Genomic DNA, 18,685 nt, shown 5'->3' on the forward strand with positions numbered 1-18,685 from the left:
CATACTGGTAGGGATGCACCAGATTCTGCGGGGGCCACAGAACGCCGTATGCGATGCGGGTAAGTTTCCCAAGCTGACCGATCTGGAACTGGGCTTTAGCCGGGATGGCTTCCACTGGCATCGCCCTGACCGGCGGGGATTTATTCGGGCTGAACGGACAGAAGGCGCCTGGGACCGTGGATACGTTCATTCTGTCACAGGAGTATTCGGTGTACTTGGAGATAAACTCGTCTTTCCTTTCACGGCTTTTTCTGGGGTAGCTGCCGATGGCACCCGAGGATCCTATACCGGTGCCAGCATCGGGCTGGCTTTTCTGCGTCGGGACGGGTTTGTCTCCCTTGACGCCGGACCAGACACCGGCACGCTCACCACCCGGCCCATCACCTTTTCTGGAAAGCATCTGTTCATCAATGCTTCGGTGCCACGGGGTGTACTGCGGGCCGAGGTGCAGGACTTGTCTGGTCAGCCATTGGCTCCTTTCACGCTAGAAAACAGTATACCCTTCACCGGGGACAGTACCCTGGCTCAGATGCGGTGGCGGGGAGGAGAGGACTTGTCAGTGTTGCGGGGACAGCCGGTGCGGCTGCATTTTGAGCTAACGGGTGGGTCCTTGTATGCCTTCTGGGTGAGTCAGGATGCAACCGGTCGGAGTGATGGGTACGTGGCAGCGGGCGGCCCGGGCTACACCGGCAGCCGGGATACGGTCGGTAGAAACGCGTTGCAACCAAGTTCACGCTAATCGTTCATTCCATGAAAAGACGTCTCATTCTTGAAACCAACAAAAAACCAGTACTGGTGGCGATGCTTTTGCTTTGGGTACTGGAGGTAAACGCCCAGCGCACGCGCTACGATGTTGTCGTATACGGGGCCACGCCGTCGGGGGTGTTTGCCGCCCTCAACGCTGCCCGACAGGGGCATTCGGTGGCCCTTGTTGAAGAATATAAGCATATTGGCGGATTGATGACCGGCGGCCTGTCGTTTACCGATTTTCTGTCGCTCGAAGCCCTGGGGGGCACCTTCGACGAGTACCGGCTGCGGGCGCTGAACTATTACAAAACCAAGTATGGCCCCAACTCACAGCAGGTAGCCGATAGCTACCAGGGGGTCAATGCCGAGCCGCACGTCACGCTCACGTTGTTCCGGCAAATGCTGGGCGAGCAGCCGTCCATCGACGTGCTGACTGAACACCGGCTCACCAAAGCAACGACCGGGAAAACGGCGCAGGGCTTGACTCGAATCCAGTCGGCAACGTTTCAGGATTTGGCAAAAGGAGGCTCCCGCCAACTCTCCGGGATGGTCTTTATCGACGCCACCTACGAAGGTGATCTGGCTGTGGCCGCTGGGGCGCAGTATCGCATCGGGCGGGAGTCGCGAAGCGAGTACTGTGAACGGTTCGCCGGACATATTTTCTCGAAAAGCGGGCAGGTATTAGCGGGCAGCACCGGCGAGGGCGACAAGCGGGTGCAAGCTTACAACTTCCGGATTATCATGACCGATTCGGCAGCTAACCGCCAGGTGGTCGAGAAGCCCGCCAATTACGACCGGGAACGTTACCTGCCCATCGCAAAGGTGTTTTCGAGTGGCAAAGTCAGCCACGTCTTTACCCAGGATGCTACAGGCATTCTGCGAGTGCAACCCCTGGTGAACCGCAAGGCCGACATTAACGATATCAAAAACGCCCCCGTCCGCATGTCGTCGTTGGGTAAAAACTACGACTACCCCGATGGTAGTCCTGATGTGCGAAGTCGGATCATTCAGGAACACCGGGAGCATATTCTGGGAATGATTTATTTCCTGCAAAACGACGAAAGCATTTCCCTCGCGGTTCGGCAGGAGGCACAGGTGTGGGGGTTGGCCAAAGACGAATTTACGGATAACGACAATTTCCCGTATCGGCTTTACATCCGAGAGGCCCGCCGGATTATAGGCGATGTTGTGTTTACGGAGCATGATACCTACCAGGCCCCGCATTCTATTCGTAGTGTGCTGAATCCCAACGCCATTGCCATCTGCGACTACGCGCTCAACTGCCACGGTGTTTCGGCTCCCGGTCCGGTATATGCCGACATGACGGAGGGCGATTTCAATAACCTCCCCTCGCCTTTTCAGATTCCTTACGGCGTGATGCTGCCCAAAAAGTTCGACAACCTGCTGGTGCCCGTCGCGATTTCATCAAGCCACGTTGGTTTCTGTGGGATTCGGCTGGAGCCAACCTGGTCATCGCTGGGGCAGGCGGCAGGGCTGGCCGCTCATTTGAGCCTTAAAAACGGAAATTCGGTGGCGAGCGTAAATGTGGGTGATTTACAGGCTCTTCTGCGTAAAAATAAGGCCCAACTCATCTACGTGAACGATGTCGGGGCCGATTCGCCTTACTTCGAGGCCGTGCAGTATTTTGGCGGTAAAGGCTTTTTCCATGACCTGTATCCGTTGGAGGAAATCAACTTAGTGCCGTTGAAAATAATAAAGTTACAGTACCGGGATGCGGCTCTGTATCACGGCATCGAACCCCAAAAACCATTGGACGAAACGCTGGCTAAAAACTGGATCAGTAAATTGCCCGCTCCGAAACGCGCCGGAGCCACGCAGCTTTATGCATCCCGCAACTGGAATCGGGGCGAGTTTCTGAACGCCTTATTTGCCCAAACCAACTCATCCGTAAAGTAAACGACCATGCTCAATCGCCGAACTTTCCTCAAAGCCGGGGCCTTCACATCACTATCGCCCCTCATTCCCGAACAGGAGTGGGCCACCAACACCGTTCAGGAGCCAAAGCGCGACCTGCCCTTAGTGAAAGAGACCGACGTGATTGTTTGTGGCGGTGGGCCCGCCGGTTTTGCCGCTGCGCTGAGTGCTGCCCGAAGCGGTGCCAAAACGACACTTATCGAAGTACACGGCTGTCTGGGTGGCGTCTGGACGGCCAGTTTATTGAGCAACATCATTGATTTTGAGGGGAAGCCCGGCATCATGAAAGAACTCACCGACCGGCTCGATGGCAGCGACGCCCAGTACACGGCCAAGAAATATGATGCCGAGTACATGAAGTGGACCCTCGACCAGATGTGTCAGGAAGCGGGCGTTGAGGTGCGGTTGCACACCCGCGTAACGGCCGCCTACCGGGATAAAACCAACAAAATCGACTACATCGCCACCGAAAGTTTTTCGGGCCGCGAAGCCTGGAAAGCAAAGGTGTTTATCGACACCACCGGCAACGGCGAATTGGCCGCCCGCGCCGGTTGCGGTTTCGATGTGGGAGAACCTGGAACGGGCAAAACCCAGCCCATGTCGCTGATGGTCATTCTGAGCGGTCTGAACGAAGAATCGTTGGTCAAAGCGGGGTATATCAAAGGGCCGGGCAAAGAAGGCAACTCCTCGGAGCAGGCCAAACGAATGCTGCACGCCGAGATTCTGAAAGCGGGCATCGACGCCAGCTACACCATGCCTACGCTGTTTGCCATCCGACCCGACATGGTCGCCCTGATGGTCAATCACCAGTACGGTGTCTCGGCGATGGATGCCCAGGCCATCACCAAAGCCACGCTGGAGGCTCGCAATGAGGTGAACCGCATCATCGAGGCTCTGCGAAAGCTGGGTGGTTTGTGGGCAAACACCCGCATTATAACCTCGGCGGCTCAGATTGGCATTCGCGAAGGCCGACGGATTCATGGCATTTACACGCTTACCAAAGACGATCTGATACGGGGGGCGCAGTTCGAGGATGGCGTGTGTCTGGTCAAGTTCGTGGTCGACATTCACTCGCTGCTGAAAGGCGAAGGGGGTGGCTACGGCCGTGGTGGTGTGACCATGAAACCCTATCAGATTCCACTGCGGTCGCTGATTGCTAAAGACGTGAACAACCTGATGATGGCGGGCCGCTGCATAAGCGGTGATTTTTACGCCCACGCCAGCTACCGCGTCACGGGCAACGCCGTGCCGATGGGCGAAGCGGCCGGTAAAGTAGCGGCCAAAGCGGCTCTGACAAGTCAACTCCCTAAAGAGGTAAGCTGGCGCGATATGTAATCTTACACAGAATCAAGTGGTTTCGTTGGTACACTAATCTGCACAAAAAGCCGCGTCCTAATTCAATGGCTGAGGCTTTTTTGATAACTATTTATTTTGGCACAGTGAGTTAGAAGGGGAATTAAAATAATGCTTCGCTCCCCATTCACATCCTTGGCCAGTCCAAGTCAGAATCGGAGGTTTAAGTGAACGATTTTGTTGACGGTTGTTTCTGACGTAAATCATTCATTGATAGCAAAATAACGAGTTCATTAAATAGCATTCTATACCTTATTAGTGGACGAAAACGGCCAGTTGAGTAGGGGAGGGCTGTACCGATAAAAACGGGAAAGTTGTGTAAAGAAAACGCGACGTAACCTGTATCAGAAGCCTGACAAGGGGTTATCAAGCTATTTTTTGGCTGAAGGAAACATAGCAGTACTGTACGTCAATAATCACTTGTTTTTGTTTACGGGTTGTCGAGCAATTTAACCTTCTATCCGACTTTTTCAACAGCGTTGACCACTTCTTCACCTATCCGGTTGTCCACTGTCTGAACGGTCAGCAGATGATCGGGATGGGTGGTTTCCAGGGCGAAGCTGTCGAGTGGCTCAAGGGCGTTGAGCAGGGGCGTTACGGCCGCTACGCCGTCTGAATCCGTACTATTGGTTTTGAACGTCAGTGTTTTCAAGGCTTTAACGAACTACTAATTGGGTTGCGACTGGTTACGCTCGATGCGGTCTTTTACGTACAGCTCCTGCACGATCACCAGCAAGACGGCAACCAGCGGAGAAGCAAACAGCACCCCCATCAGGCCGACTAAAAAACCCAGCAGCACCTGCCCCAACAGCAGCAGGGCCGGGGGAACCGACACGAATTTTTTGTCAAGCAGGGGCGTCAGTACGTACCCTTCCAGCGACTGGACGCCCATGTAAAGGGCAAAGACAGAGAGGGCCTGACTCGACCCCTGCGGAAAAGCAACCAGCAGTGCCGGAACCAGTGCAATGTAGGGGCCGAGGTTAGGGATGAAATTCAGCACCCCGGCAATGATGCCCAGCACAATGGCGAAGGGGGTACCCAGCAGGGCCAGCCCCACTCCCGTGGTAACGCCCACCACAACCATCGTGATCGACCGGCTGATAAACCAGTTCTTCAGCGTCTCATAACACTGGTTCATCACGCCCAGCAGCCGGGCGCGGTACGAGGGCGTGAACAGCCGGACAAAGCCCTTCCGGTACGTACCCGGACTGGCCGCTAAGTAGATACCCGTAATCAACACGATCAGGACGTTGATGAAGCCTCCCAGCGTACCTGATACTACCCCCGTCACCTGCGAGAGGATGCCCTTGCCCGGCCCACCGGGCGAGAACAGCGTTATCGGCTGCTGCGGGATGCCGTCCAGCAGCCGCTGCCCCACCGGCGACTGTTCCAACTGCGTTTTTAGGCGAGCCACCGACTGCGGTAGCGACTGCGTTAGCTGGTCGGCCTGTCGGCTGACGGTTGGGGCCAGTATCCAGATGGTGCCCGCCACGATACCTACCAGCAACAGCAGGACCACACTTAACGAAAGACCATACGAAAGGGGCGTTTTCCGGCTAACGAAGTGACTGAGGGCGCTTAGGACAACGGCAGCCGCGATACCGCCAAATACCAGAAAGAAAAAATTGGCCGCGTAGCCAATCAGCAGAAATAAGGCAGTGACCAGCAGACCGATAAAGACGGCGGTTGCCACCCGACGGACAAACGAAAATTCTCTACTCATGCTTTCTAACCGTTTGACAGGTCTGCCAAACAGGTGGCGGGCGAGACGTGATACCTGTTTGGCAACCTAATGTCATGTATTACCTGGTCGCTTACGTTCAGCCGCTTAGCCTGCTACCGCCTGGTCCTGGGAAAATACCTGTCACCAGCAGGTATCTAAACCGAGTGTGGTCTCCGGGCTGATTATGCCTGAGCGAATGCTTGATAATGAGGCCGAATGGACAATACCGGCACGTTGGCGTGATTGATAATCTGTTGGACAAACGGCCCGAACAATGAGTATTGGCTGACCGCATTGGTGTCGGCGGTGACAACAACCAGGTCGGCGTGTCGTTCACTGATCTTTTGCTGAATGGCATGGGTTACCGAATCCGTTTTCAGCAAAAGGACCTCTCCGTTGATTTCGTCGTGCATCAACTGGCTCTTCAGGGTGTCCACAACGCTGGTTAAAATTTCGTTTTTCAGTTCATCGTACCGGTCAAATAAGCCCAGAACAGTCAGATGAGCATTGTTCTTGAGACTATTGGCGCGGGTAATATCGTATTTCTCAATAGACCCCGGAATCGGCCGAACAGGAAAGATAATTTCGTTAAAATCGGTCCATTTCCGGTGATTTGGAACCGTCAGCACGGGGCATTGGGCTGTCTCTACAACGCGGTACGCTTCTGAACCCATGAAATAGGCGCGAATCCCGGATGCACTGTGGGTGCCCATCACAATAACGTCAGCGTTAAATTCATTAGCTGCCTTCACAATCGTATCGCAGACCACTCCCGTCCGGCATTCAATCGAACAATGAACGGAATGGGTGGTTGACATGGTTTCTGCCAGGTTTTGCAACCGCATGATTTCAACCTCCGTTACCGCTTCGTTCGATGGGTCAAAACCGTCATCATCCTTCCGGGGAATGAACCCCTGCCGGGAATTTTTTACGTGAAGCAACCGTATTTCGGCACCATGACGCCCGCTCATGGCCACGGCCAGATCCAGCGCATTGAGTGACGTATGACTGTAATCAATGGGAACCAGAAGTTTTTTTAAGGTTAAATTTTCCATAATTATTGGTGTTTAGTGCGTAAACGATAAACGTATTGTGCCCGACAGGTAACATAATTCGGAACATCTGAACAGGTTCCGGCTCAATGCTTAATGTCAGCCCACCCTTAGTCTCTACTCATGGTTTCTGACCGTTTGCGCTGACCATCGTCTGCGATTTAACCGGGGGACGCGACGTAAGGCCTGACCCGGCCGCCTGTGGTTCGAGCAGCACCACCGTGTGCGGATACGGCATATCAATCCCGGCTTTGTCGAGGGCCAGCTTAATACCCGTTGCCACCTTGTCACTCACCTTCAGGGCGTTGGCCTGCTGCGACTCCACCCAGAAATAAACCGTCAGATTGACCGACGAACCCGCCAGCTCCGACACGTAGACCCAGGGGACGGGGTCGTTCAGTACCCCGTCGACACCCGTCAGCACCTTGTAAATCACCTGGCGGGCTTCCTCGATGGAATCGGGATAACCGATGCCCACCACGAACTTCAGTCGCCGTATGTCGTAGGCCGTGCGGACGAGGATTGAGCTGGTATACACATCGCCGTTGGGCAGAATCACCCGTTCGCCGTCGTAGGTTTTGAGCCGGGTCGAGCGCATGTTGATTTCTTCAACGGTGCCCTCAAAGTCTTTTAGCCGAATCTGATCGCCTACTTTAAAGGGGCGACGCCAGAGAATGAGGAGCCCGGCGAAGAAATTTTGCAGGATGTCTTTGAAGGCGAAGCCGATGGCCACCGACGTAATGCCCAGCCCGGCAATGATGTCGCCGGGTTTGAACGACGGAAAAATAACGACGCAGGCCGCCAGAAAGCCGAAAATGGAGATGAGCGTACTGACGATGCGGCTGACTAAGTTGGCCAGCGTATCGTCGATGGCGTGGCTCTGCACGGCTACCTTATTGATGATTTTTTTGACCAGCTTGCCCAGCATCCAGAAAAACACAAACACCAGCGTCCCCACGATGATATAAGGCAGGCGCTCGGCGGTGCCTTTGCCGAAGTCGCGCACGGTGCGCCAGAACAGCGTAGCACCGTCGCTGAGAGTGAACGGGGGCTCGGTGAGCCGACCGGGTTGCTGAAGGGCCTGTAGTAATAGCATTGGGTTGCGTGAAAACGCGCTTCAAGTCCGTTAACTTAATTGACAGCCGTGCCGGGCAGGATGGGCGCGGGCGAGTAAAACATAACCAGCGTTCCTAGCCGCCGGTTGGGTGCCGTTACCGGAGCCGACAGTTCGTAGGGCCGCTTTTCGTTGAAGTAAACAGCCTGCTGCCGGAGCAGAGAAACCGAAAAACGGCTACCAAAGGGGATATCCTGATTTTTCCTGTTGGTTGAAATCAACACCTTACCCGCCGGATCGACCAATAACACTTCCTTTACGCCCCGGTCTTTCACCAGCGTGTTGAAATATTCGTTGATTTCGCCCGGCTTATCCTGGAGCATGGCGTTACGCACGGCCCAGACGAACGCTTTCATGCCAAACGTGAGCTGCTGGCGGTCGTTGGCCAACTGGTTTTGCCGGACGGTCTGTCGCATCATCGTGCGTTCCTGCTCGAACTGCCCGGCCAACTGCCAGTTGCGGTAGAGCAGGTAGCCCCCGCCAACGATCAACAGCATGATGATGCCATACAGAAAAATTTTAGGATCAAGAGCGGGCTTCGAGGGGGTAGCCATAGAAGAAGTAGGTGATTGCGTTATCAAAGCAGGTCTTGGTAAAGGCGATTGACTACGGACGTTTGGTCGCCAACACTTCGGTACCGCCCGGATACTGGGTTTCGGGACTGTCTTCCGCCGTGACGAAAATGCGGTTTGGATCGGCCACCGCCGTGGCGCTCAGGCTGGCATCCAACGATTTGGAGCGGGGTTCGAGTAGCCCTAATTTTTTGATGGTGTTCCGTTCCGACTCCATCCAGACAATGTAGGTACGTCCGGGGGGCGTCAGCCGGTCGGCGGGTGCCAGATTCCGCACGTCGACCTTCACGACGTAATTCTGGTTTTTATCGCGCTTTACCTGAACCTTGCCGCTGGCGGCCGGGACAACCGACGAGGGCAGAAAGTTCATCGACGGGGTGCATGACTCCAGCAGCAGGGTCAGCACGAGGGCGGAAACGATAGTCTTCATTATTCATACCATTTTGAGTTCACTGCCATACAGTTCACTATGTAGCACAAAAGTCGGTTGACCAACTTAGGAAGTGCTTACAGCGGACTTAGAATCTGCTTAGAGACCGGCTCCCACCCGTTCAGATGATTAGCCGGACGCCACCCAGTTCTTCGACGCGGTATTCGAACCGCTGGCTCGGCGAACCGATAAACATGAAGTTGGTGGGTATGTGCCATGTTTCGCACAGTTCCTCGATGAGTTCAGGCCCGAAGTGCCCCTGAATTTTTTCGTACGAAATGGCAATGTCGGGGTAGGCCCGGTCAAGGGTTTCGATGTCGCGGTGCAGGTTGGGCGGGGCCTGAAAATGCTCATTCTCAACGGTTACGATGCGGAGTCGGTTGGTTTCTTCGTTCTCCTGAATGTAAATCATCACCCGGTTCAGGGAAGCAATGTCATCGCCCTTCGAGAAAAAAACGAATTCCTGGTCGTTAATTTCCTTAATGTGCCGGTTAGTCCAGTGCGTAAACCGTTCGATGGTGCGCTTCAGAGGGCGGAACATATACAGAATCACCGACAGCAGCCCCGTCAGCAACAGCGAGCGGTTCATCATGATGAGGGCTATCAGAAACGTCGGCACAAAATATTCCGCAAACACCCAGACGTACTGCGGGTTCAGCAGCACGTTGCCGAGCAGCCCGGTGCCAACAGCCAGCAGGGCCAGCAACACCCAGCTAACCGGCGCTTTTTCGGGGCGGGGCAGGCGTTTGCGCCGGAGTTTGAGCAGCAGGTTCCCAACACCGAACAAACCCATCACGGCCAGAAATGAGAGCGTGTACACCCCCGCCAGGGCCTGTAAATTACCCCCGGTCGTGAGCAGCACCGCTACGCAAAGGATGAAGAATAGGGTCAGAATGTAGTACGGAGCCTGCCGGTTGTTTTCGATCAGCAGCACCTGCGGAAAAATCCGGTCTAAGGTCATGCGTTTGATCAGGCCGCTCACGCCCACGAACGAGGTTAACACGGCTCCGCTCAACACCAGCACGGCATCGACCGATACCAGCGTGGCCAGCCAGGCACCGCCCGATTGTTCACCCATGAACGCCAGCAGCGACTGCTGGTGATTGGCGACCTCGCCAATGGGCAGGATACTCAGCGCAAACAGCGCAATCAGCGGGTTGAACACGGTTACGATGATCCACATGTTCCGCAGCGTTTTCGGAAACACGCCCCGTTCCTGCTCCTCCACGTAGTTGGCCGAACTCTCGAAGCCTGAAATGCCGAGCATAGCCGCCGAAAACCCCGCAAACAACTGAAACGACAGGCTGTGGCGTGAGGGAGCCGCCATATTGACCGTAAGCTGCCCGATGCCATTTTGCAGTACATACCAGCCGCACACCACACACAGCAGAGTGAGCGTAACGAGGTGAAAAATAAAAATGACCACGGCGGCTTTGGCGGATTCTTTCAGCCCCAGCAGATTGAGCAGAAAAAACAGAAACAGCAGCCCGATGGTGGCCCAGATAATGGGCAGCGCGGGGCTAAACGAGGCCGCGTAATGCATGGCTTCATTGGCCGAAATAACACTCGTCGCCACGTAGGATAGAATGGTCAGGCAGGCCGCCAGCGAAGCCATTGATTTGTTGGTCGAGTTGAGCAGCACGTTGTAGGCTCCGCCGTTGAGCGGCAAGGCCCCCACCACCTCACCGTAAATTTTACGGAACAAAAACAGCGTACCACCCACCAGCAGCAGCGATACCCAGGCGTACTGACCGGCGTAGAGAATGCTCAGGGCCGACACGTACAGGCAGGACGAACTGATGTCGTTGCCGCAGATGGCCGACGCGGACATCTCGCCCAGTTTAGGATGTGCTTTCATAGAAAATTGGCTATACCGCCCAAGTTGTTTTTAGGGTGTCGTACAGCTCACGTACCTGCTGCTTTTCGTAATCCGTGGTCAGCGTCCGGTTCGCGTAGTCCATCAGCAGCCGGGCCTGTTCGCCAAGCACAGGTTTTCGGTCGGGCGAACAGGCAGCATCGGCGGCTACCGCCAGTGCCCGCAGCAACCGCCGGAACACGGCATGGTTGCCCCTGGCGTTGATGCGGGGCAGGTCGAAGGCCAGCCGCACGTACGTCTCGAAATCACTGGTACGGGCCAGTATGCGGAGGTGCTGCCCATCGGAGCGGAGCCGGGCCGGAAACTCGCGCCGGGCCAGTCGCCCGATGATGGACCCAAGGTAATCAATCGCCATAATGGCCGTCGTGGTATCGTTGATACCGGGCGAGAGCGCTTTCAGGATGATATCCACCAATTGCTGAATGCCGAAGGCCACGTCCTGCTCGACGTTCCGGTGCCGCCCGATACTCACAAAATCCAGCAGGTCGTCGGGCCAGTCGGCCTCGTCGGGGTCGGAGCGTTCCATACCGCTGCGGACGCTGAAGAGCCGCGTCCCTTCGTTCACGAACGCGCCCATATCGCGCTCGATCCGCAGTACCACCCGGTGCCGGGTAGCCCAGCGCAACAGCCCGTCCGTGTCGATGCGCTGCAGGTAGCCCGTCTGGTCCGACAACACCGGCATCCAGCCGGTTTCTTCGTCGCTGTAGCGCAGGGCCGCTTCGGCCTTCGCCGGGTTGTCAATGGGTTGGCCGAAGCGGTCGGGAAATAGCTCGCTAATGGCCTTGCCGGTTTCGTGGAAGATGTGCCGGACAATGGTGCCCGTCTGGAGCGACTCGGCAATGTGGTGAATAAAGAAGATGAGCGCGGCCACGCCCCCCAGTGCCAGCATCAATCCGGCCAGCACGGCTGTGGCCGGTACAAACTTCTGCTCGTCGGTGCCGCGAATCGTCCCCAGCACAATCAGACAGTAGGAAAAGACACCCACGAAATACCCCATCACGACCTGATTGACCCGGTCGCGCATGAAGTTGCGCAGTACGCGGGGGGAGTACTGACTGCTGACCTGCGAAATGGTCGAGAGCGTGAGCGAAAACGCCAGAGCTGCCACGGTGAGCATGGACCCGGCAATGGCCGTGAGCATCCCCCGCGACCCCTCGGCCCCCACTCCGAACAGCAGCGGAAACCGTTTGGCCCCATTGAAAGAGGTTTTGCTGTCGAATTCAATCAGGCCATAAGCCAGCCCGAACGCGCTCAGCACCAGCAAACCCGGCACAAACCAGAGCGATTCGCGCAGCAACTGCCAGTATTGACGAAGGCGGGTAAGCATCTGAACGGCGAAACGTTTTTTTGTGAAGTACGAAGGGTGTGACGCAAGTTAGCCAATCAGTAACTGCCGCTCACTGTCAGCGCACAATCGGCCCTTTATTAACTACCCGCTGCAATACCTTGTTGATCGAATAGACCACGCCGTTGGTGGTTCGTATATTAGCTTGCACTACGTCGGCAACGGTGCCGCGCCCGTCCTTTATGGTGAGGTTGTCGCCCTGTTTGTGAACGACTAAAATCTGACCCGTCAGGTTGGTGAGCGTCTGGCCATCCCTGAGTTGGTTGGTAGTCAGTCGGCCTTTCACCACGTGATACGCCAGAAACTGAATCAGCCGCTGTTTGCCCGACGGCAGCAGTAATTCCCGGAGATCAGACTCCGACAGTACCGAAAAAGCCGCATTGGTCGGCGCAAATACGGTGTACTGCGTTTTACCCGCTGCCTGTTTGGTCAGTCCTGAAGCTTTTAGCAGCCGGAGCAGGGTCGTATGGTCGGGCGACTGCGGCAGACTTTTGGCCAGCGTCATATTGGTTTTCACCCCACTCGCCCGCAGCGTATCGGTCGGTGAGCTGGTGGAGGCCGTTGGGGTCTGGGCCATTATCGCCCCGCCCAGCAGCAGGCCGACAAAACAGCCGATTAGCATAAGTCGTCGTGTCATAGGAGTAGAATATAGGCAACAAAGCCCTTCAGCGTATCGGCCAAAGGGCTTCATTGCGTGAAATAGGTGGTCCGTTAAGCGGCCATAGCCATCATGTTGCGGCAGGCCTCGGCACACCGGCGGCAGGCTTCTGCGCACTCGCGGCAATGGTCGTGCATCTGGGCGTGTTTTTCGCACTCTTCAGCGCAGGCATCACACACCTGGGCGCAGAGTTCGCAGACTTGGTGGGCAAACGGGCTGTCGGAAGCCATGAATGTAACGGATGTGTAGCACAGCTTAGCGCAGTCGCGGTTGAGCCGGATGCAGTTGGCCAGCATTGGCAAATGGTTCGTTTCGCGTAGGTCGGCCTCGAAGCAATTGTCGCACGAAACGCCACAGGCCTGGCAGGCATCAATGCAGTCCTGATACTTCTGAGCAATCATAATATTAAGGGTTGAGTAAAGTAAATTGTTGTCTTTCGATAACCCCCTGTAGCCGATAGAGTTTTTATATAATTTACCCGATTCTTTACGGTATTTCCGTCTGCGATGCGCCGGTATATTCATAAGTGTCTCACTATCAGAAAGTTTACCGCAGAAATGACAGGTCGCTATTCAAACAACCCTTTCTTTAATGAGTTAGAACATTGCAACAGTTTACGCCACAACATGATGCACCCTGAGCAACAGACTGCCACAATGCAAAAAAGTCATTACCCCAGATTCATGACGATGCTGGGCATTTCGTTCCTGATTATGTACGCGGTCATGTTTCTGAACGTGGATAGCATCGACCACGTATACATCAGTCTCACTCGCACTTATATATCGCTACTGATGGTGTCGGCGATGGCTCTGCTCATGCTGGGTATGATGGGCAAGATGTACCCCGACAAACGGATGAATACTCTCATCATCACGGCCAGTATTTCGGTCTTTATCGGAACGCTGGTTTTGCTTCGCAGGCAGACCTTCGTGGGCGACCACCAATGGATGAAGGCCATGATTCCGCACCACTCGTCGGCCATTCTGACCAGCAAACACGCCACCCTCAACGACCCCGAGGCCAAACAACTCTCGGTGGAGATCATCAAGGCGCAGGAGGCAGAAATTGCCAACATGAAGCGGCTGCTGGATAAGCTGGACCGATAGATTTCTGTCCTGCCCCACGCTATTCCCAGCCGCCCCCCAGCGCCCGGTACAAATCCGTCAGCGACAGAAACTGGGCCTGCTTGGTGTTGATGAGTGCCAGTTCGGCTTCCAGTACGTTGCGCTGGGCCGTAATTACTTCTAAGTACGTGGCATAGCCGCTGCGGAACAAATCGTTGGAGATGTTCACGGCGTTGGTCAGCGTTTGCACTTCCTCGGTCTGCAACTCGGCTACCTGCCGGTAATTCTCCACGCCCCGTAAACCCGTCGTTACTTCGCTGAAGCCATCGACGATGGTTTGCCGGTAGCGGTAAAACGCTTCGCGGCTCTGGGCCACCGACCCCCGGTAGTTGGCCCGAATAAACCGCCGGTTGAACACCGGGACCGATAGGCCGCCCAGCAGCCCGACCGCCACCGACGCGGGGTTAAGTAACGTACCCAGCCGGAACGAGTTCAGCCCTGCGTAGCCCGTCAGGTTCAGGCTGGGCAGGAATTCGGCCCGTGCTACATCAACGTCCACGTTGGCGGCCTGTAGGTCGAGTTCGGCCTGCCGGATGTCGGGTCGGCGGAGCAGCATCTGCGCCGGTAGGCCCGTCTGGACCTGACCAGGCAGTTCGCGCTCCTGCAACGACCGGCCCCGCGCAATGGGCTGCGGGTAGCGGCCCAGCAGGCGGTTCAACTGATTTTCGGCTTTAATGATCCGCTGGCGCACCTGCCCCTGCCGACTGCGGGTGTTGAGCAGTTGGGCCGCAAACTGTTGCACGGCCAGTTCCGTCACGCGCCCGGCCTGTTTCTGTACCCGCACTAATTCCAGCGCGTTGCTCTGGTAGGTGATGTTTTTCTGGATAATTTCCATCTCTCCATCCAACGCCAGCAGGGTGTAATACTGCCGGGCAATTTCGGCCACCAAACCCGTAATCACGGCCTGACGATCCCGTTCGGAACCCAGCAGCCGCAGGTACGCGGCTTTGCGCCGATTGCGGAGCTTGCCCCAGATGTCGACCTCCCAGGTACTGCGGGCACCCACAAAAAAGTCGGGCGTGGGGTTGGGAATGAGTAGGTTGCCCTGCACGTTGTCCGACAGGTTGGTATCGTAATTACCGACGCCGTTGAGCGTGTTGCGCCCGTAACGGTCTACCCCGGCGGAGGCTGCCAGACTGACCTGCGGAGCCAGAAATCCCCGGCTGTAGTCGAAGGTAGCCCGCGCCTGTTCAATACGCTGCGTAGCGATACGAAGGTCCAGATTACCCGATAAGGCCGTGTCGATGAGGGCTGTGAGGTTGTCGTCGCCGAAGAAGGTGCGCCAGTTCCGGCCCGCAATCCCGACCGAATCGGTTTGACCGCCAAAGGCCACCGGCACGGGCCGGGCTGTGGGCGAAACGGGCAACGCCGGTTGCAGGGATTTGATCGTCTGGCAACCGCTTAGGAGCAGCGCGAGGAATACCCCCAACCCCCTAAAGGGGGCTAAATTCGTCGGAGTAAAAGCCCCCTTTAGGGGGTTGGGGGTATTCTTACGAGTTAACGGGACTTCCATTGACATGTTGTTGCGTGGACACTGACGTTGGTTCGGCGGGCTGGACCGGAGCAGAGTGGCCCGATAAGCCGTCGCCCGGGGTTGGTTTTGAACCGAATCGTTCGCCGAGTTTAGTGAAGAAAACAAACAGGCCGGGAATGAGCAGCAGGCCAAACACGGTGCCGGTGAACATCCCCCCGGCAGCAGCCGCGCCGATGGAGCGGTTGCCCAATGCCCCCGCCCCCGACGCAATACAGAGCGGAATCAGTCCTGCAATGAAGGCAAACGAGGTCATCAGAATCGGGCGCAGGCGGGATACGGCCCCTTCTATGGCGGCTTCGACCACCGGCAACCCTTCTTTGTAGCGCTGGTTGGCAAACTCCACAATCAGAATGGCGTTTTTGCCCAGCAAGCCAATCAGCATCACTAAGGCCACCTGCGCGTAGATGTTGTTTTGCAAGCCCATGAGCTGAAGCAGTGCAAACGAGCCGAAGATGCCGGTCGGCAGCGACAGCAGCACCGACAGTGGCAGCAAGGTACTCTCGTACTGCGCCATCAGCAGGATATAGACGAAGACCAGACAGATGACGAATATGTACAACGCCTGGTCGCCCGACAGAATCTCCTCCCGCGTCATGCCCGACCATTCGTAGCCGAAGCCTTTGGGCAACGTCTGTTTGGCCACCTCCTGAATCGCTTTAATGGCATCGCCACTGCTGTAGCCGACCGTGGCCTCGCCGTTAATCATGGCCGAGGTGTACATGTTGTAGCGGGTCAGTTGCTCGGGACCATAGACGCGCTCTAAGCGGATGAAATTGGCGTAGGGTACCATCTCACCCTGCTCGTTTTTGACCCGCATACTCAGCAGATCGTCGGGTTTGGTGCGGTAGCGGGGATCGGCCTGCACCATGACCTTGTACATCTGCCCGAAGCGAATAAAGTTCGACGCGTAGTAGCTGCCCATCAGCGTTTGCAGGCTGCTCATGGCGTTATCAATGGAAACGCCCTGTTGAGCCGCTTTCTCCTGATCGACGTGCAGCAGGTACTGCGGGAAACTGGGATCAAAGCTGGTGAACGCGCTGCCGATTTCGGGCCGGTTCTTCAAGGCGGCAACGAAATTCTGCGACGTAGTGGCCGTTTTTTGCAGGTCGCCACTTTTGCCCCGGTCGAGCAGCCGCAACTCGAAACCGCTGGCGTTACCAAAGCCCGGCACGGTGGGGGGCGGAAAGAACTGAATCGTTGCGTCGGTGATGGTTCGGGTCTTTTCTTCGAGCCGGGCAATGAGCGTTTGCATCGACTCGGGCCGTTCGTCCCAGGGTTTTAGGTTAATCATACCCATACCGTACGAAGCCCCCGCGCCGTCGGTCAGCAGGCTGTAGCCCGCCAGCGTCGATACGTTCTCGACGGATTCTTCTTCTGAGGCTACGGCTTCAATGGCATCTAGCACCCGCTCCGTGCGCGAAACGGTGGCTCCGGGCGGGGTGGTCACGCTGACGTAAATCATGCCCTGGTCCTCGGTCGGAATAAAGCCGCCCGGCAGGATGGTCGCCAGTCCCCACGTACCCAGCACAAACACCAACAGCAGCCCCCAGGTTACGACACCCCGGTTGACGATTCGTCGCAGTACGCCCTGATAGCGACTCGCCAGCGATTCGTAACCCCGGTTGAAGCGGGTGAAAAATCGACCCAGCAGTCCCTTTTTCTCACCGTGCATGGGCCGGAGCAGCAGAGCGCACAGGGCGGGCGTGAGCGTCAGGGCGTTGACCCCCGAAATGACGATGGCGATGGCCAGCGTCAGCGAGAACTGCCGGTAGAAAATGCCCACCGGCCCCGACATAAACGCTACGGGCAAGAACACCGCCGACATCACCAGCGTGATCGAGACAATGGCTCCGGCAATGTCACCCATAGCGGCAAAGGTGGCCTCGCGGGGCGACAGGTGGACGCCCGCGTCCCCGGCCGAATGCGGCCCGGTCTCTTCCATTTTGGCGTGAACGGCTTCGACCACCACAATGGCGTTATCGACCACGATCCCGATGGCCAGCACCAGCGCGAAGAGCGTGAGCAGGTTGATCGAAAAGCCAATCGCACTCATAAACGCGAACGTACCAATGAGGGCCACCGGCACCGCCAGCGCACAGATGAGCGTAGACCGCCAGTCCTGCAAAAACAGGAATACGATGAGAAACACCAGGATAAAAGCCTCGAACAGCGTGTGCAGCACTTCATCAATCGACGCGTCCAAAAACCGCGACACGTCGTAGGCGTAGTTGTAGGTCATGCCCGGCGGGAACGAGCTTTCTTTCAGTTCGGCCATGCGCGTTTTCACGTTGGCAATCACGTCGCGGGCGTTGGAGCCGGGCCGTTGCTTAAGCATGATAGCCGCCGAAGGACGACCGTCCGTTTTCGACAATACGCTGTAATCCTGTGAGCCAAACTCGATGTCGGCCACGTCGCGCAGCCGCAGCAGTGACCCGTCGGGATTGGTGCGCAGCACGAGGTTTTCGTACTGCTTCGGCTCGAAAAACTTACCCGTGTAGCGCAGCACGTATTGCAGCGTTTGCGGGTCGCGGTCGGCGCTTTCGCCCGCTTTGCCGGGGGCGGCTTCCACATTCTGCCGCCGGATAGCGGCCACCACCTCATCCGCCGACACTTCGTAGACCGTCATCCGGTCGGGTTTGAGCCAGACGCGCATGGCGTAGTCCCGGCTGCCCATGATGGCGGCAAAACCCACCCCGTCGATGCGTTTCAACTCGGCCAGCACGTTGATGTCGGTGAAGTTGTAGATGAACTTCTCGTCCACCGTCGGGTCGTCGCTGACGACGTTGAGGTAGAGTAGCATACTGTTTACCTCTTTCTCGGTCACGACTCCGGCTTTGATCACTTCTTCGGGCAGTTCGTCCAATACGGTCGTTACGCGGTTCTGTACGTTCACGGCGGCTAAGTCGGGGTCGGTGCCGACCTGAAAGAAAACCGTGATGAGCGTGGTGCCGTCATTACCCGAAATGGAGGTCATGTAGGTCATGCCCGGTACCCCGTTGATGGCCCGTTCGAGGGGCGTGGCCACGGCTTTCACGCACACGTCGGCAGAGGCCCCGGTATAGCGCGAGGTGACGGTGACGGAAGGCGGCACAATGTCGGGAAACTGCGTGACGGGCAGGCCGGTCAAAGCCAGTATGCCCAGCAGCACAATCATCACCGAAATGGCGGTCGATAACAGGGGTCGTTTTATGAAGGTGTTGAACATAAAGTTGAGTTAGT

At 56.5% G+C, this 18,685-nt stretch carries 16 protein-coding genes; 4 read left to right on the forward strand and 12 right to left on the reverse strand.

What is annotated here, in order from left to right; translation table 11 throughout:
* From ACYVI1_RS08425 to ACYVI1_RS08435, 3 genes are all read left to right on the forward strand, one after another.
* A partial coding sequence (locus ACYVI1_RS08425) for a hypothetical protein (protein WP_460908804.1) occupies nt 1-739 on the forward strand: 739 nt, incomplete at its 5' end.
* An 11-nt stretch (nt 740-750) separates the two neighbouring features.
* Nucleotides 751-2,664, forward strand: coding sequence for an FAD-dependent oxidoreductase (locus ACYVI1_RS08430; protein ID WP_460908808.1), 1,914 nt, complete (start codon nt 751-753; stop codon nt 2,662-2,664).
* 6 nt (nt 2,665-2,670) lie between these two features.
* Nucleotides 2,671-4,017 (forward strand): FAD-dependent oxidoreductase, encoded by a 1,347-nt coding sequence (locus ACYVI1_RS08435; protein WP_460908810.1) that lies wholly within the window; start codon nt 2,671-2,673, stop codon nt 4,015-4,017.
* A gap of 475 nt (nt 4,018-4,492) precedes the next feature.
* On the opposite strand, the gene ACYVI1_RS08440 is transcribed toward ACYVI1_RS08435, so the two are convergent.
* From ACYVI1_RS08440 to ACYVI1_RS08485, 10 genes are all read right to left on the reverse strand, one after another.
* Complete coding sequence (locus ACYVI1_RS08440; RefSeq protein ID WP_460908812.1) at nt 4,493-4,687, reverse strand: copper chaperone; 195 nt, start codon at nt 4,685-4,687, stop codon at nt 4,493-4,495.
* Between the two features lie 15 nt (nt 4,688-4,702).
* On the reverse strand, nt 4,703-5,758 hold the full coding sequence (locus ACYVI1_RS08445; protein WP_460908814.1) for an AI-2E family transporter: 1,056 nt from the start codon (nt 5,756-5,758) through the stop codon (nt 4,703-4,705).
* A 182-nt stretch (nt 5,759-5,940) separates the two neighbouring features.
* Nucleotides 5,941-6,813, reverse strand: coding sequence for a universal stress protein (locus ACYVI1_RS08450; protein ID WP_460908816.1), 873 nt, complete (start codon nt 6,811-6,813; stop codon nt 5,941-5,943).
* 118 nt (nt 6,814-6,931) lie between these two features.
* Nucleotides 6,932-7,906 (reverse strand): mechanosensitive ion channel family protein, encoded by a 975-nt coding sequence (locus ACYVI1_RS08455; protein ID WP_460908818.1) that lies wholly within the window; start codon nt 7,904-7,906, stop codon nt 6,932-6,934.
* A 35-nt stretch (nt 7,907-7,941) separates the two neighbouring features.
* Entirely contained in the window at nt 7,942-8,478 is a 537-nt protein-coding gene (locus ACYVI1_RS08460) for a hypothetical protein (protein WP_460908820.1), read from the reverse strand.
* Between the two features lie 52 nt (nt 8,479-8,530).
* Nucleotides 8,531-8,926, reverse strand: coding sequence for a hypothetical protein (locus ACYVI1_RS08465; RefSeq protein WP_460908822.1), 396 nt, complete (start codon nt 8,924-8,926; stop codon nt 8,531-8,533).
* Between the two features lie 121 nt (nt 8,927-9,047).
* On the reverse strand, nt 9,048-10,784 hold the full coding sequence (locus ACYVI1_RS08470) for an APC family permease (RefSeq protein WP_460908824.1): 1,737 nt from the start codon (nt 10,782-10,784) through the stop codon (nt 9,048-9,050).
* A gap of 10 nt (nt 10,785-10,794) precedes the next feature.
* Nucleotides 10,795-12,129, reverse strand: a complete 1,335-nt coding sequence (locus ACYVI1_RS08475) for a DUF2254 domain-containing protein (RefSeq protein WP_460908826.1) — start codon at nt 12,127-12,129, stop codon at nt 10,795-10,797.
* Nucleotides 12,130-12,205: 76 nt separating this feature from the next.
* Nucleotides 12,206-12,784 (reverse strand): fasciclin domain-containing protein, encoded by a 579-nt coding sequence (locus ACYVI1_RS08480; protein WP_460908828.1) that lies wholly within the window; start codon nt 12,782-12,784, stop codon nt 12,206-12,208.
* A gap of 74 nt (nt 12,785-12,858) precedes the next feature.
* Entirely contained in the window at nt 12,859-13,206 is a 348-nt protein-coding gene (locus ACYVI1_RS08485) for a four-helix bundle copper-binding protein (protein ID WP_460908830.1), read from the reverse strand.
* Between the two features lie 255 nt (nt 13,207-13,461).
* Here ACYVI1_RS08485 and ACYVI1_RS08490 point away from each other — a divergent pair, with 255 nt between their 5' ends.
* Nucleotides 13,462-13,914: a DUF305 domain-containing protein gene (locus tag ACYVI1_RS08490; protein ID WP_460908832.1), complete on the forward strand. Its 453-nt coding sequence runs from the start codon at nt 13,462-13,464 to the stop codon at nt 13,912-13,914.
* 19 nt (nt 13,915-13,933) lie between these two features.
* Here the strand turns inward: ACYVI1_RS08490 and ACYVI1_RS08495 are convergent, their stop codons facing one another.
* On the reverse strand, nt 13,934-15,445 hold the full coding sequence (locus tag ACYVI1_RS08495; RefSeq protein ID WP_460908834.1) for an efflux transporter outer membrane subunit: 1,512 nt from the start codon (nt 15,443-15,445) through the stop codon (nt 13,934-13,936).
* Nucleotides 15,423-18,671, reverse strand: coding sequence for an efflux RND transporter permease subunit (locus ACYVI1_RS08500; RefSeq protein WP_460908836.1), 3,249 nt, complete (start codon nt 18,669-18,671; stop codon nt 15,423-15,425). Before ACYVI1_RS08500 ends, ACYVI1_RS08495 begins: the two co-directional genes overlap by 23 nt.
* Nucleotides 18,672-18,685 lie beyond the last annotated feature (14 nt).

The sequence above is a fragment of the Spirosoma areae genome, assembly GCF_054781775.1.

Bases quoted from the DNA above. Each gene is read 5' to 3' on its own strand.
- ACYVI1_RS08430 (WP_460908808.1), top strand. From the start codon at position 751: ATGAAAAGACGTCTCATTCTTGAAACCAACAAAAAACCAGTACTGGTG.
- ACYVI1_RS08435 (WP_460908810.1), top strand. From the start codon at position 2,671: ATGCTCAATCGCCGAACTTTCCTCAAAGCCGGGGCCTTCACATCACTA.
- ACYVI1_RS08445 (WP_460908814.1), bottom strand. From the start codon at position 5,758: ATGAGTAGAGAATTTTCGTTTGTCCGTCGGGTGGCAACCGCCGTCTTT.
- ACYVI1_RS08450 (WP_460908816.1), bottom strand. From the start codon at position 6,813: ATGGAAAATTTAACCTTAAAAAAACTTCTGGTTCCCATTGATTACAGT.
- ACYVI1_RS08455 (WP_460908818.1), bottom strand. From the start codon at position 7,906: ATGCTATTACTACAGGCCCTTCAGCAACCCGGTCGGCTCACCGAGCCC.
- ACYVI1_RS08460 (WP_460908820.1), bottom strand. From the start codon at position 8,478: ATGGCTACCCCCTCGAAGCCCGCTCTTGATCCTAAAATTTTTCTGTAT.
- ACYVI1_RS08465 (WP_460908822.1), bottom strand. From the start codon at position 8,926: ATGAAGACTATCGTTTCCGCCCTCGTGCTGACCCTGCTGCTGGAGTCA.
- ACYVI1_RS08470 (WP_460908824.1), bottom strand. From the start codon at position 10,784: ATGAAAGCACATCCTAAACTGGGCGAGATGTCCGCGTCGGCCATCTGC.
- ACYVI1_RS08475 (WP_460908826.1), bottom strand. From the start codon at position 12,129: ATGCTTACCCGCCTTCGTCAATACTGGCAGTTGCTGCGCGAATCGCTC.
- ACYVI1_RS08480 (WP_460908828.1), bottom strand. From the start codon at position 12,784: ATGACACGACGACTTATGCTAATCGGCTGTTTTGTCGGCCTGCTGCTG.
- ACYVI1_RS08485 (WP_460908830.1), bottom strand. From the start codon at position 13,206: ATGATTGCTCAGAAGTATCAGGACTGCATTGATGCCTGCCAGGCCTGT.
- ACYVI1_RS08490 (WP_460908832.1), top strand. From the start codon at position 13,462: ATGCAAAAAAGTCATTACCCCAGATTCATGACGATGCTGGGCATTTCG.
- ACYVI1_RS08495 (WP_460908834.1), bottom strand. From the start codon at position 15,445: ATGGAAGTCCCGTTAACTCGTAAGAATACCCCCAACCCCCTAAAGGGG.
- ACYVI1_RS08500 (WP_460908836.1), bottom strand. From the start codon at position 18,671: ATGTTCAACACCTTCATAAAACGACCCCTGTTATCGACCGCCATTTCG.